This window comes from Catalinimonas alkaloidigena (assembly GCF_029504655.1).
In the GTDB taxonomy this organism is placed as follows: Bacteria; Bacteroidota; Bacteroidia; order Cytophagales; family Cyclobacteriaceae; genus Catalinimonas; species Catalinimonas alkaloidigena.
Map to the genome: position 1 here is coordinate 4,766,474 of NZ_JAQFIL010000001.1, position 14,250 is coordinate 4,780,723.

Genomic DNA, 14,250 nt, shown 5'->3' on the forward strand with positions numbered 1-14,250 from the left:
TATGGTAGTATTATTTATTCTATTCCACTTTCTAACAAGTCTAGGCTTGGCAGATTGTCAAATCAACCCACCAGCGTATCCACTTACCTTAAGCATTCAGAGCATCTGCCTGGCGGAGGGTAGAATCAGGCTGGACATATTTGATGTGCCGGATAGCTTTCTTGAAACTTCTATTGTTTCTCGCATAGCTCAGTTAAAAAAGAAAGTCAGCATCCAACGGGACTTCGAATTACTACCACAGGCTACCTGTGTAGTCTCTGTAATCCTTGAGCAGCATGCAAAGGAAGACTGGACGTTAACGCAGTGGGTATTTCCTGTGAAGGCTACGACTTTTCTCAAGACGCAATGGGGATAGCCTCCCTCTGTTGAAAAATGTACAGATCAACATCCATAAATCACAAAGCATATAAATTCATTTACACTAAACGATAAAAACCATGAAATCATTAACATTTAGTATCGGATTGTTATTCATCACCTTCTCTCACACCCTCCTTGCCCTGAGCGACTATGAAGAAGCCATGAAAAAAGGGATCACCGAACTGCATAGTGCACAGGGGCCTGAAGCTATGAATCGCGCTGCCAATTTTTTTGAAAGGATTGCGGCCACCGAAAATGAAGAATGGTTACCCGCTTACTATGCCGCGTATGCGAGAATTACTCTGGGCGCCATGGAGAACTCAGACGAACAATTGGATTTGGCTCAAGCTCATTTAGATAATATCGCTGATAAAGAAAGTGAAAATTCTGAAGTAATTGCCCTGCAAGGATATTTGTATACGATACGTGTAGCCCTTGACCCGGCTAATCGCGGTCCTCAACTGGCTCCCAAGACGATACAAACTTTGTCAGAAGCTGTGCAAATGAACTCCAGGAATCCAAGAGCGCTTATGCTCCTGGCTCAGATGCAGTATGGTACTGCCCAATTTTTTAACAGCGATACCCAGGAAGCCTGTCAAATGATTGATAAGTCCATTTTATTATTTGAAGAGAATACAGGTAGCGGGCCTCTGCAACCCAATTGGGGACAAGACATAGCAGAAAGAATCAAACAGCAATGCACAGAAGAATAAAAGCAATAAACAAATAAAAAAATTCACAAAATTTTATTCTGTTTGATGTAAAAATCCTAAAAACCAAGACAATCCCGCCACTTTTATTTGGTATAGATTGTAATTATTTGCGAAATAAATATTGCTATTATATAACTATATGGTAATTTTATAACTATTCCTGTGTAGCTCCGTATCTCTGATTACCAAATATTATTTGGCATCTATAACATTAACCAAAAATCAGAAGATGGAACTCAGAATTGTAAAATCATTTAAGACATTCAGTATCGTGGCATTAGCAAGCATGATATCACTTAGCAGCTTTGCCTCTGTCAGTCCTTTTGACGACGCACATATTCAACTCAAGTCTATTGAGTCAGGAAAAAAAGCTATAGTAACAGTTTGGAATTTACCCGAAACCCAGTCAGCTAGTCTCAGAGTACTCAATGCCGAAGGCAAGTTAGTGTACAAAGAAAGCTTTACCAGCGCTGCTTATGCCAAAAAGTTTGACTTCTCTCAACTTCCAGCCGGTCAGTACAAAGTATTGTTATGGGCGGGTACTCATACCCAGAGCGAAAGTTTTGAGGTCATGCATAATGGCAGCATAAACATAATGGAAGACAAATTCGCTGATAAAGGTTTTAAGCCATATTTAAAAGTTCGTGAAGGCAATAAAGTAGACTTACAGATAGAAAACCGCTTCGCTAAAAAGATGAATATCACCATTAAAAACCAAAAAGGACAAGTTGCCTATCAAAAACAAATTGACCCTCAGGGAAAATATGCGCATAGATTAAATCTCAGTCAATTACCCAAAGATAATTATATGCTAAGTGTAAAGGGTGAAGGTTTTGAGTATGCCCAGGAGATCAGTATATTCTAGTATTAAGTATTTTTTATCATGAAAAAGCCTGGTCCTTGCCGGGCTTTTTTACTTTCCAGCGCTCCTATTTACCACTCATCCTTACAATTCTGCAGTTCAGCAATTTTTCTTAGCTTGGAGCATCCTAAGTACCTTACTTTAGAAACTTATGTACACTCTTAGCTTCAGCAAACTAAACATTCGTAAGCTTATGTCAGAACTTGGGATTAACCTGGGACTGGCTATGCTCATTATGTTTTCTATCTCTCCACAAAGCTTCTTCTCATTGGAAGGACTGAGCAAAATCTGGGATGATGTGCTGTACTCATTTGTACTTTGTCTTGGGCTGGGCTATGGTAATGGTACCCTCAACTGTATTCTTGATAAACACTACAGTTGGATTGATTTTCCAGTGAAAAGGCTGATCTATAATGTGGTCGTACTTCTGCTTTATTCATTTTTATTTTCACTCATTACCGTTTATGTTTTTATCAACATACGCTTCAGGGAAGAAGCTTCCGGCCTAACCTTATCAGAATATATTTCATTTACCTATATGCCATTGGCGATCGCGGCAGTCATTACCATTTTTATTACCAGCCGTGGATTTTTGATGGGATGGCGACAATCGGTGATAGAAGCAGAGCAACTCAAGAGAGCACAGATCGCTTCTCAGTACGAATCCCTGAAAAATCAGATCAATCCCCACTTTCTGTTCAACAGCCTCAATGCCTTAACCAACTTGGTTTACGAGGATCAGGACCAGGCGGCACGCTTTATTCGCAAGCTCTCTGAAATCTACCGTTATGTCTTAGATACCCAGGATAAAGAAGTAATCTCCCTAAGGGAAGAAGTAGCTTTTGTGCATTCCTGTATTTTTTTGCACCAGATTCGTTTTGAAGATAATCTTCGGGTTGACATACAATTGGCTGAAGATGAAAACCTTATGATTCCTCCCCTATCCCTGCAAATGTTAGTAGAGAATGCCATCAAACACAATGAAATATCTGGTGAACAGCCTTTACACATTTGTATTAAAAGTACAGACGGTCAAATTGAGGTCACGAATAACTTACAGAGGAAGCGGCAGGGGGAAAATTCCTTAGGCTTAGGCCTTCAAAATATCAAAGCACGCTACGAGCATCTGAGTGGAAGCCCAATTGAGATTACTGAAGACCAAAAAAGCTTTACCGTAAAATTACCCCTGCTTAAATTTTCTGCCACATGAAGATATTGATCATTGAAGATGAAAAAGCAGCTGCCAAACGCTTAATTTCACTGATAAGGCAACTTGATGCCAAGGCTGAAGTATTGGATGTATTAGATACTGTAAAACTTTCAGTTCGTTGGTTTCATGAAAACCCCGGGCCAGACCTTGTCTTTATGGACATACAATTGGCTGACGGGCTCAGTTTTGATATTTTTGAGCAGTATACCCTCAGCATTCCGGTCATATTCACTACTGCCTATGATCAGTACGCGATCAAAGCCTTTAAGGTAAATAGTATTGATTATCTGCTCAAGCCCATTGTTCCGGAAGAATTAGAAAGTGCGTTAAAAAAGTTCAAAGATCATTACCATCAGCAATCCGGACAAATTGACTTTCGCCAGATTCAACAGACGATGAAGGCCCTGACAAAAGCGTACAAGAGCCGTTTTATTGTAAAAGTAGGTGAACATATCAAAGCGGTTGAGGTGGGTGATATACATTATTTCTGCAGCCGGGAAAAGATGACATATATGTTTGCTCACGATGGTCGCCATTACATTGTAGATTATTCATTAGATCATCTGGAAAACAGCCTGGATCCCAAAGTATTTTTCAGGATAAGCCGTAAATATATTGTTAGCGTGCAAGCCATCGCGGATATTATCACCTATTCCAGCAGCCGGCTCAGGCTCATACTCCGGCAATCAGATGATAAGGATATATTGGTGAGCAGGGAAAGAGTAGCAGGATTCAAAGCCTGGCTTGACCAGTAAGGACCACACTGGGTGTTCCATACTGGATGTTCCATATTGGATGTTCCACACTGGGTGTTCCACACTGGGTAATTAATACCCAGCCAATGTAGAATAAAGTTCATACACCAGAAGTCCAATATGCTGTTTAGAGGGGTTTGGCACGCTGGCAACAAGTTTGACTATACACAGGTGAAGTAAAGGTTAATAGCTGGGCTTAATTTTTTAAACTAGATAAATAATATTTTTTCATTACTAAGCTCTTCTAATGAGGTTTACATGAGGCTAGCGAAAGCGGTACAGAAATTCTGTACCGCTTTTTTTTATTTACCTTTGTTCATATACAGTCTGATTCTTCTGTCAAGCCTATGCTTAAATTGGAGACCATTTTTAGATTTGAGGTCTATTCATTCTACTTTAAATTATCATGCTGAGCTTAGTATAGATAAGCCCGTCCTTCTGGACAAATTCAAAAGATACATTTGTCATTCACATCTGACCTGTCTCAGATCAGCATAGCGGTTTGCCTGTTAGACACACATATAAAATATGCTACTACCCATGTTTTTTTTTATCATTCAATATTTCATATAAGATTCACCATATTTATTTTAAGATTAGTTTAATAGCCATCTTAAATAATAGCTTTTATTTTTTCACTGAGGAGGAATAGGAGTAAAAAAAACAGAAAAATACTCACTAGTGGGTATTGACTTTTTGACAATAAGAAAATCTACGTAAAGTAATCCTATTTAATTAAATATTATTTCAATTCTCTATGGTTGAGAGCTTGTTTTTACTTATTTTTAATATTGAACATTACATCAAAAGTACATTCATTTCACATTTGTGATGATAGAGCCGTTTAAATTTTTTGCCAGTTTATATGTTTGCTTAGCGGTGGCTTTAGCTCCATTCGTCACTTTTGCTCAACCTCAAGACGTTATTTATACTACCGAGGGTGGTGCAGTTAAAGGATTTATAAAGAGCGTTGATGATTCCCGAATTCTTTTTGAAAACAATCAATCTATCAGTTTGGGAAAACTAATACTGGGCATCAAGGTTAATGGTGATATTTTAACAGCCTCCACTAAAGATCAGCACTATAAATGGATTTTTAATGACAACCCCCAACACGATAAAATAATCACTTCTAAGCATGAGGTTTTTGCAGCCGAAAAGGTAGATATCATTAATGAAAAAATAGCCTTTCAGGATCTCTTCAATGGTAGATACTTTGTATTGGATAAATCCGAAGTAGCCTTGATATTAAGAAACTCAGGCCATCATTATTTGGCAGATCCGATAAAAGCAAAAAAAAGCCTGGAGTCTTTAGATAACCTTAATACTTATTCTTCTCGGGAGCCAACAAGCACCGTTGAGTTAAGCGCGGAGGAGCAGGATTATTTTTCCCGCAGAGCTTTAAAAAAAACCCAGGCTTTAAGTGTGTACCTAAGCATTATTTCTGACGCTAAGGCCGATGAGCTAGATCAGGATGATGCAGTACAACAAGCCATACAGCTTTTCATTGATGAAGACAGATTGGTAGAAGTTACGAGCCTGAACAGCGAAAATGTACGGAGTTATAAGATTGGAGAGTATTTGAACCATGTCAGGGTGCTGCCTTACGCAAGGGTAGAAATATTATGGAACCAGGTAGCTTACGTCAATCAGATCAAGCGAAGTGCCGATGGTAATTATTATGGTCTGATTACCGTAGAACAAATTTTCAGAGGATTCAACGAAGAGCAGGTAGTAGTGTATGAGGACTTAACTCGAAAAAATCTGCAAGTAGTCGTAAAGCCTTACAATCAGGTAATTGATGGCAAGGAAATTAAAAAGTGGGATGTGTTCCTTTCGGACATAGGCGTACAAAATACCAGTTCATTATGAGGCTGCTCCTAAGCTTAGTGCTTATCACAAATTGTGCAATGGGGCAAAATACACCTATGCATTTTGACGATGAAAATTTTGCGTACCAGGTAAAGCAGGTGGATGAGTTTATAGAGCGCTTTAATAATACCAATGAAACGCTGATCAAAAGTTATCTCAAAGACAGGTACAACCTTGAGGTATCCAGAGAGGAACTGGTCGCCAGTTTATTTGATTTTTCAAAAAAAGACTGGAATAAGCAACAGATAGAACAGTTTTTAGAAGATGTAGTCTACCAAACCGACCCTCCATACATTAGTTTTTATGACCAGGGCTGGTATGCAAAAGTAGTTTGCAAGGGTAGGTATGATAGAAAAAATGTTTATTTCTCACTAATTATGTCTGTCAAGCATGACCTGGATAACGAAACCGTCAACTGGGTAATCAACAGTATAGACGCAGATTTTTTAAGGATTCATGGAGAGGTAACAAATGATATGATACTGCCGCCTAACAGCCACGGAACAGATTTTCTGGAGCTGAAAAGAATCTTTAATTCTCCTGAACTATACATAGATCGTAGCCGCTCAAATGAAAATCCGGTAAATAAACTTTTACAGAGTGTGAGGCAGGGAAAGCTACAATACATGCATGTGGACAATGTATCTTATCATTTTATGCAGTTGGATAACTGGATTTTCAAAGTAGAAGAATTTGACCGGCAGGAAAAAAATAATGGTTGGCTGATCAGCGAACTATACACTGCTGACCAGGCTGAGAAAGACCGGTACTTAAGCAGTCAATTATACATTTTGCCTCACTAGCTTATGATATATATTCTTATGATATGAAGGGAAAAATACATTACCTGATGCTTATGCTTTGTCTGAGTATTACAATTTCCAGTACTCAGGGACAAGGCCTGACAGAATTTGACAAAAGTCAGATTGAGAGAAGAGCGAGGTTGAAAATGGATGAGTTTGAAGAATTACTTTTTCTAATCTCTGACCCTACCCGTAGTAGAGGAGCAGTAAACAGGTATATTCTGAGCAGCTACTCTCAGGAAGACAGCCTGTTTAACCGGGTTTTCTACAACGAAGATGTCATCATTGAAGACGATATTTCAAAGATTGTGCTCACAAATGACAACATTGAAGTATCAGCACTTGATGTAGTAACCTACCTTAATAATTTTAAACTGCAGTACGAAAAGAATATTGAAAAGACCGTTCACTTCACTGACTATAGCTTTTCTGAGCCTGTCCAGGACGCATATACCTATATTGTTGTCAGTTATACCAGTAAGTTTAATGGAAAAAATATTAACCTTGATGACTATAACTATCCTGCTGTAAAAAGAAAAGCCACCTTGAGGACAGAATACAACTTTAAGCGTGATGCATGGCAGGTATGGATCTCAGGCGTAAACTACGACCGTGATGTATTGACTTCAGAAGCAGAGGAGTTGACGGTGATTGAAGATAAAGACCTGAAAAAAGAGACAATCGCTCCACCTCCTGATCAGCAAGAAGAAGAAAGCCTCCCTGAGCTTCAGTTTACCTCTACCATTCCAAAAAATATTAAAAAAGGAGCAAGCCTCCCTTTGAAATGGAACAACTCCGTTGAGGATGCGGAAATCAGTCTCTATCAGGAAGGGCAGGAGATGATGACCTTAAGAAAAGGTTTATATGGACAGCAATGGGATTGGAATGTAAATCAAAAGCCCGGCAAAAATTACAGCATTACGCTATACGAACCAGCTACCAACAGAACAGTGAAGAGCTCTTCTTTCCAGCTTAAGCCTCGCTTTCCATTGGTATTAAAAGTTGGAATTCCTTTAGCAGCAATAGGGGTAGCGGTATTACTACTAAATGATCCTGGTCCTGGCCCCGGACCTGAGCCAACGCAAGATCTCTCAGAGCCTCCCGGTTTACCTACGAATTAGCCAAGCGAAGATTAAAAACAACGACCCTTTGAAACACATTCTGTATGAAAAAATGTTGTAAACAAATCACTATTGGTTTACTAATATTCATTAGTATAATATCAAGCTCACCTTTAGTTGCACAAACTCTGGACGACTACAAGCTTGTTACATCTGAGGGCACAGCCAATGCTGTAGATACTTATATTGACCAGTCCACAGGTGACTATTACCTAATAGGCCTGATGAACAAAGCAATTACATTTAGAGGCTGGGGAAGTAGTCGTACGCTGAATGATGATCCCCTAACGCGTGATTTCTTTTACGCAAAAGCTAATTCATTAGGTGTACAGCATCTTTACAGAATCTCAGTTCAGGGAGATGAAGCCTATATAAGTAATATTGCAGTCGGAAAAGAGTATGTGTACGTGCTTGGCTCTTTTACAGGCTCACTAAGAGTATTTGATAGCAATGGTAATGTAATAGCAAACGACTTTGGAAGTACAGTAGTCAATTCAAATGGGAATACCGATGCGTTTCTGTTGAAGATACAAAAAAGTAATGGGCAACTGCGAAGAAGCTATGCCATAGGAGGTGCAGGAAGAGATTTTGGCCACAAGGTAGTTATAGATAATACCAATGATGTTATGATAGGCGGGAGATTTAATGGCACTGTCAACTTCGGGCTAAATTTCCTAGACTTTGTCTCTAGGACGAGCGATGGTAATGATTTGTATGTGGTTAAATATGATAGCGATGACTTTTTTGTTGACTTTGCACAAATAGGTGGGGATGAACCACAGGATCAGATTTGGGCGATGACATCAAATAATAATAATGATATTTTTATATCCGGAGTGTTCAACAGAAGTGTAGAAATAGGGTCTTTTTCATTGAATCCCGATAAAGTCAAACAGTTTTTTGTAGCCAAACTGGATGTCAACCTTAATCCACAATGGCTTAAACTTTTAGAAAGTGACTCTACTACCACAGAAGTTAGAGATTTAACATTTGATGAATACAGTCAGAACCTTTACCTGCTTGGAAGAATAGAAGGTAACCCAAAGTACGATGGGACTAGCCTCAATACGCCATCTCCGAATGATGATGCTTTACTATTAAAAATAAATTCTAACAATGGTTCACTTGTGAAATCAAGTATTTTTGGAGGAAACAGTTATGAAGATGGCAAACAAATTACATTTGACTCGTTCGGTAATTACTTTATTACAGGCACTTTCAATAATACATTTACCATTTCAAGTAATAACCTTAGCAAAACCACCAATGGAAGTACAAACAGTACTTTTTTAGCAGCATTTAACAGAAACGATGATATCGTATACCTCAACAGTTTCACCTCTTCCAACACAGTATTCGGAAGCAGATCTCTAATATTAGCCGAGGGTAGTGAGTTGCAACTTAGTGTGCCTCTTGTATATAATAATAATGTAGCCGTAGGGCTGGATGCGGAAGAAATAATTGTTAATAATTCAGGTAATCTGGATTCATATATTGGAAGTTATAAATTTAGCACCATACCTATAATCATCAGCGGTGCTCATGATTCTGACAATGGCTCAACGGATAGATTTTATGATTATATAGTGTTTGGAATAAACCTGGGCTCTGATGACTTAGCACTACAATCCAGGTTCGTAGATGAGAACGGAAATTATACCGACTTTATTACCCCTACTTCTGATGGCCCAGAGGACGTAAAATTTAGTATTCCCACCAACATTGTTGCAGGAATTTCTTACCGACTTGAAATGAATAAATCAGAATACAAAGATATATTTCGTTTCAATACTTTTAGTATTCCTCCCGATATACATCAAACTGGATCGGAAGCAGACGTAGTCGCCGGGGATAACCTCAATATCCCTGGCCGCTACTTCGGGAACCAGACCAGTGGGGTAAGCGTAAGTTTAGTAAATGAGGAAAATGGGAATGTGGTTCCTGCTCAGGTAAGTTCAGTAGCTCCTAATATGATTACCATAAGTATTCCCCAAGCCTATCCAGGTCGGTATACGGAACGAGTAACCGTAAATGGTGAGACAACGGATGGGGGGAATATCATAAATGTATTCCCTCAAATCACTGAAATCATTCCTACAAACAATATTCCCGGAGGTAATATGGTGATCAATGGGAACACATTTATAGACGACAGCCATGCTGAAGATAAACTGGAAGTCAGGTTGATAGAAGAGGATAATACTACAAACACAATTGCTATTACTGACTTTACGAGCGTAGAAGCTGAAAAAATCACCCTGAAGCTTCCTGAAGATTTAGCCGATGGTACGTATCAGGTAGAGGTAGAAACAGATGGATTTGTTTCCAATAAAAAAACCATCACGATAGAGAACACAAACCCTGTTGTAAACGCTCTCCTGCCTACTTCAGGTCTGGTTGGAGATGAAATTACCATTTCTGGGCTTAATCTTGAAGCAAGCACTGTAAAAGTAACCATCAATGGAGTTGAAGCTTCCCTGGTTACTGCAAGTGATATTGAAGTTAAAGCAGTGGTTCCTGAGCTTGAACCCGGTGTTTATGAGGTGATACTGGCATTAGATGAAGTAGCTTATAAATTGGCAGACACGTTTACTGTGCTCGCGCCTCCTATTATAGTAAATCCCTTGAATGTTACTTCCGGTGTAGCAGGGGGTGAAATTATTATTACAGGACTCAACCTGGAAGCCAGTACGGTACAGCTTACAGTTGATGGAGTAGATGCTCCTATCATAAGCGCAAGTGATACTCAGATCAAAGCTACAATACCTGAACTTGAAGCAGGCACATATCAGGTTTTGCTCTATTTAGATGGTGAGGAGTATAACATAACAGATACGTTTAAAATTATTTTTAATAAGCCTGTTATCACCGAAGTAGATCAGGACTCTGTGGATATAGGAACTATCGTTACAGTGAGTGGCTTAAATCTTAATCTGGCAACAAGTGTTTCTTTGGGCAGTAATGAAACGTCCTTTGAGACTGTTGATAACACTACTTTAAAACTAACTGTACCGGATTTATTTCCTGGAAATTACCGAATTAGCATAAGTGACCAAAGTGGCGAGGAACCCGCTACTTATGAGTCATTGATAGTCTCCCAAAAAATCAGCAGTTTATCTCCCTCTGAAGTATTTAGCAGTAGCGAGATTACAATAGTTGGAAGTAATTTCCGCTCTATAGCCTCCCCTCCTACTATTGAAGTATTACTGAATGACTTAGCAGTAGATGATATCAGTGTAAATGAGGAAGGCACTGAAATCTCTTTTATGCTAACTGTCAGTCAAGACATCATCAATGAAGAATATACTGTCAAAGTCAATGTCAATGGTGTTGTCGTAACTGCCGATGAAACCATTCTGATCAAGGAGGATGAAACAGCTGCACTGGTAGTATCTACTTTTCCTTCCAATGCGCTTAGAAAAAATGAATTTAATGTTTCTGTTCAGGCATCTGATGCTGAGTCCAGCATACAAAAAGTAGAAGCCGCCTTTGCCGGAATCATGGATGAAGCATTCGGTCCCTTTCAGGAGATCACACCAGACGAAAGCCTTTACACACTGTTGACCGATAATGGAGATGAGTTAGGCGTAAAGTACCAATTCAAAGTCACTAACGGTGCTGGCCTGGAGAAAATAGAGACAGGCCGTACCTATTGGCGTTATGCTGAAAACATTGAAAAAGTAAACCGTAAGAGCTTTACTTCCGCTCCTACTCAACAAAACTACCAACTGGTGGCTATTCCCTTTAAGCAGCAGACAGTAAATGCAGCTTTAGGAAACAAAGAGTATAAAAAAGAAGACTGGCGCTTATTTCGCCTCAACCAGGCTAATACTAGTGAAAATGTATATCAGGAGTATAATGCGGGATTTACCCAATTTAAAGCTGGTGAAGGGTACTGGCTCATTGCTAAAGAAGGTATACTTGATAGTATAAAAGGTGATGTGGCAGAGCCTAATGAAGAGGGGAATATTATCATTCCCGTAAGGGAGGGATGGAATCTTATAGGTAACCCCTTTCCTTTTGCGCTGGATTGGAGCGTAGTGGTATCAGCTAACCCTGATATCTTTTTAGATCAGGCAAGACTTAGTGTATATAATGGTAGCTATAATAAAGAAGATGAAAGCTTATCAGCTTATGAAGGAGCATTTGTTAACATCAAAGAAAGTGGCAACTTAGTTATTCCCTTTAGTGCAAAAGCCGGAAACAATCAAAAACAAAGCAATGTGGAAAAAGAAAAAGGAGTCACTCTGGACGCATCAGCATGGCAGGTGAGTTTATCAGTGCATGTTTCTGACGAATTGAAAGAGGACTTAATATTAGGTATGCATAATGCATCGGAATCAGGTAAAGATTTTTATGATGCAGATGTTTTTCCATCGTTTTTTAGTTCTTCTGCTGCCTCATTTACCAGAGAAGGCCTGGTGCTAGCCACTGACATCATTCCTCCATCTTCATTTGCGGAATGGACCGTTAAGCTTGATGAAAAAGTTAATAATGAAACTGTCTATCTCAGTTGGGATAATGATCAGTGGGTGAATAATAAATTCAGACTATGGCTCTATGATGAAAATCAAAAGCAGGTGATAGATATGCAGGCTGCGCAATCTTACCAATTCCAACCGGCTGCCTCTCAACATCTTAAAGTATTGTATGGTACTGAAGAAGCATTGCTCAGGTACGTACTTCCTACAGAGGTACAAATCGGACCGGCATACCCTAACCCAGTTGTGGATGAGGTCAATGTTACTTTGATGGTTCCCGATCATGCTAGTGGTTTCGTCAACTGGCAATTAGTGGATATAAAAGGAAGAATTACTAAATCCGGGACGATACCACTGCACTACGGCATACAGAAAACCTCCGTTCAGCTCGCTGAAAAGCAGGGGGTATATTTACTACAATTTTTGTCTTCGGAAGGTGAAGTGCTAAGCCAGGAAAGGCTCATCATCAGGTAAGCCAGGCCGAAATGGAAAAAGCGTTAAGGCATCAGTATTTGTTTATTGATAGGGTTTTGATTTTATCACCCTTCAGTTCAGTAAGTAAAGTATCTATCACCCAGCTACGTTCTTCTATACCGGAGGTGTTCACTACATACCGCATAAAGCTTTCTATGCTTTCCTGGTTAATACTATCATTAACAGTGAAATACACTTTTGCTTCTTCATCAACAAAGTACTCATTTACATAATTATTGATTCTGCTTAACCTGAGATTTGTATTGATAATTTCATTATCAAGAGATTCAATTTCTCTGAGTAAATTATCATATAGCATATTTTTCTGAGCATTGGTTAAGCCAAGGGGTAATGGCAATGATTTGGGCTGATTGGCTAGGGTAGAATCCTCTGTCAGTATTGTATCTGCTTCAATCACATTTTGCCCTGATGCTTTAATGGGCGGCATAGTTTCCTGAGTGAGCCGGGAAGAATCTGTGCCTGCTGAAGTAGAATCCATCAACTGTGCGGGAACACTTTCGCTCTTCTGGCTCTGTATCTGCGCAGTTTCTTCATTTTTTACAGCCGGTGCATCAGAGGAAGTAAAGACATACCAGAAACCAAATGCCAGCAATACGAATACCAGCAGGATGCCGGCAATCATAGCTTTATTCATTTTCTTTTTGGTAGGAACAGGGGCCTGCAATATCTCTATCAGTTCCAGGCTGGATTGCACTCTCTTCTTGGCATCCTTGATGAGGCATTTGCTGATTATTTTCCTATAGGGCTCAGGTACATTTTTAATTTCTGAGGGGAGTGGGTTATGCAATACATTATGCATTATTTCCATTGGGCTTTGGGAAGTATTTCTATCGCCAAAAGGAGATTTATCAGTAAAGATCTCTGTCAGTATCACGCCAAACGACCACAAATCCACATTGGTAGTAATCTGCTGATTGATCCCGTACTTTTTAGGGTCAAACTGTTCAGGAGCCATATATTCCATCTTACCCACCAGCTCAGATGAGGCCTTTTTTTGCCCCATATTGAGCGTCTTCATATCAATTTCTTTGGATATCCCAAAGTCAGCAATTTTGGGAATCCAGGTCTCCTTCTCTTTTACCATCAAAATATTATCAGGAGAAAGGTCACGGTGTATGACTCTTTTTTCAGTATGAATATAGTGTAAGCCCTGAAGTATTTCTTTGATTACTTCCTTGAAAACTTCTTTTGAGGGTGAGGATTTCAAGAAATCCAGCAAATTACCCGCATTGGCATATTCAAGTATACCCACCTGCACATCTTCGGCTATACCAAAGCTATTGGTAAACCTTACGATACGAGCGTCATGCACTCTAATGATATTTTTGTGGGTAAACCTGCGCGAGTTGCGCATTTCGCTTATTATATCATATTTCTGGGCATCGGTATTTGTGTAAAATTTGAGCGCGACTGTTTCTTCAAATTGACGATCGTACGCCTGATAAACTTTGGCAAAGCCTCCCTCCCCTAGTAAATTGGTATGATCGTAAACAAACCTTCTTCTAAAATCCTGTTCAGAGATGACTACTTTTTCACCCTCCTGCATAATGTATGATTCAGTGTCTGAAGTTAAATAAA

At 39.3% G+C, this 14,250-nt stretch carries 10 protein-coding genes; 9 read left to right on the top strand and 1 reads right to left on the bottom strand.

All coding sequences use genetic code 11. The features are described 5' to 3' along the window. Nucleotide 1 precedes the first annotated feature (1 nt). The 9 genes from OKW21_RS19445 to OKW21_RS19485 all read left to right on the top strand — a co-directional run bounded on the left by OKW21_RS19445 (nucleotide 2) and on the right by OKW21_RS19485 (nucleotide 12,651). The gene (locus OKW21_RS19445) at nucleotides 2–355 is read left to right on the top strand and encodes a hypothetical protein (RefSeq protein WP_277482318.1); all 354 of its coding nucleotides are present in this window, start codon (nucleotides 2–4) and stop codon (nucleotides 353–355) included. An 82-nt stretch (nucleotides 356–437) separates the two neighbouring features. Beyond that, entirely contained in the window at nucleotides 438–1,073 is a 636-nt protein-coding gene (locus OKW21_RS19450) for a hypothetical protein (protein ID WP_277482320.1), read from the top strand. 229 nt (nucleotides 1,074–1,302) lie between these two features. Next, nucleotides 1,303–1,938 carry a T9SS type A sorting domain-containing protein gene (locus OKW21_RS19455; protein ID WP_277482324.1) on the top strand — a complete coding sequence of 212 codons (636 nt, stop codon included), beginning with the start codon at nucleotides 1,303–1,305 and terminating at the stop codon, nucleotides 1,936–1,938. Nucleotides 1,939–2,128: 190 nt separating this feature from the next. After that, complete coding sequence (locus OKW21_RS19460; RefSeq protein ID WP_277482326.1) at nucleotides 2,129–3,145, top strand: sensor histidine kinase; 1,017 nt, start codon at nucleotides 2,129–2,131, stop codon at nucleotides 3,143–3,145. Beyond that, the gene (locus tag OKW21_RS19465) at nucleotides 3,142–3,900 is read left to right on the top strand and encodes a LytR/AlgR family response regulator transcription factor (RefSeq protein WP_277482331.1); all 759 of its coding nucleotides are present in this window, start codon (nucleotides 3,142–3,144) and stop codon (nucleotides 3,898–3,900) included. Before OKW21_RS19460 ends, OKW21_RS19465 begins: the two co-directional genes overlap by 4 nt. Nucleotides 3,901–4,779: 879 nt before the next feature. After that, complete coding sequence (locus OKW21_RS19470; RefSeq protein ID WP_277482334.1) at nucleotides 4,780–5,772, top strand: hypothetical protein; 993 nt, start codon at nucleotides 4,780–4,782, stop codon at nucleotides 5,770–5,772. Then, the gene (locus OKW21_RS19475) at nucleotides 5,769–6,575 is read left to right on the top strand and encodes a hypothetical protein (protein WP_277482336.1); all 807 of its coding nucleotides are present in this window, start codon (nucleotides 5,769–5,771) and stop codon (nucleotides 6,573–6,575) included. Before OKW21_RS19470 ends, OKW21_RS19475 begins: the two co-directional genes overlap by 4 nt. A 23-nt stretch (nucleotides 6,576–6,598) precedes the next feature. Continuing rightward, nucleotides 6,599–7,696, top strand: a complete 1,098-nt coding sequence (locus tag OKW21_RS19480; RefSeq protein ID WP_277482337.1) for a hypothetical protein — start codon at nucleotides 6,599–6,601, stop codon at nucleotides 7,694–7,696. Between the two features lie 44 nt (nucleotides 7,697–7,740). Further along, complete coding sequence (locus tag OKW21_RS19485; RefSeq protein WP_277482340.1) at nucleotides 7,741–12,651, top strand: IPT/TIG domain-containing protein; 4,911 nt, start codon at nucleotides 7,741–7,743, stop codon at nucleotides 12,649–12,651. A 31-nt stretch (nucleotides 12,652–12,682) separates the two neighbouring features. Here OKW21_RS19485 and OKW21_RS19490 read toward each other — a convergent pair whose 3' ends face one another. Further along, the gene (locus OKW21_RS19490; protein ID WP_277482342.1) at nucleotides 12,683–14,218 is read right to left on the bottom strand and encodes a serine/threonine-protein kinase; all 1,536 of its coding nucleotides are present in this window, start codon (nucleotides 14,216–14,218) and stop codon (nucleotides 12,683–12,685) included. Between the last annotated feature and the right edge of the window lie 32 nt (nucleotides 14,219–14,250).

Bases quoted from the DNA above. Each gene is read 5' to 3' on its own strand.
- OKW21_RS19445 (WP_277482318.1), top strand. From the start codon at position 2: ATGGTAGTATTATTTATTCTATTCCACTTTCTAACAAGTCTAGGCTTG.
- OKW21_RS19450 (WP_277482320.1), top strand. From the start codon at position 438: ATGAAATCATTAACATTTAGTATCGGATTGTTATTCATCACCTTCTCT.
- OKW21_RS19455 (WP_277482324.1), top strand. From the start codon at position 1,303: ATGGAACTCAGAATTGTAAAATCATTTAAGACATTCAGTATCGTGGCA.
- OKW21_RS19460 (WP_277482326.1), top strand. From the start codon at position 2,129: ATGTCAGAACTTGGGATTAACCTGGGACTGGCTATGCTCATTATGTTT.
- OKW21_RS19465 (WP_277482331.1), top strand. From the start codon at position 3,142: ATGAAGATATTGATCATTGAAGATGAAAAAGCAGCTGCCAAACGCTTA.
- OKW21_RS19475 (WP_277482336.1), top strand. From the start codon at position 5,769: ATGAGGCTGCTCCTAAGCTTAGTGCTTATCACAAATTGTGCAATGGGG.
- OKW21_RS19480 (WP_277482337.1), top strand. From the start codon at position 6,599: ATGAAGGGAAAAATACATTACCTGATGCTTATGCTTTGTCTGAGTATT.
- OKW21_RS19485 (WP_277482340.1), top strand. From the start codon at position 7,741: ATGAAAAAATGTTGTAAACAAATCACTATTGGTTTACTAATATTCATT.
- OKW21_RS19490 (WP_277482342.1), bottom strand. From the start codon at position 14,218: ATGCAGGAGGGTGAAAAAGTAGTCATCTCTGAACAGGATTTTAGAAGA.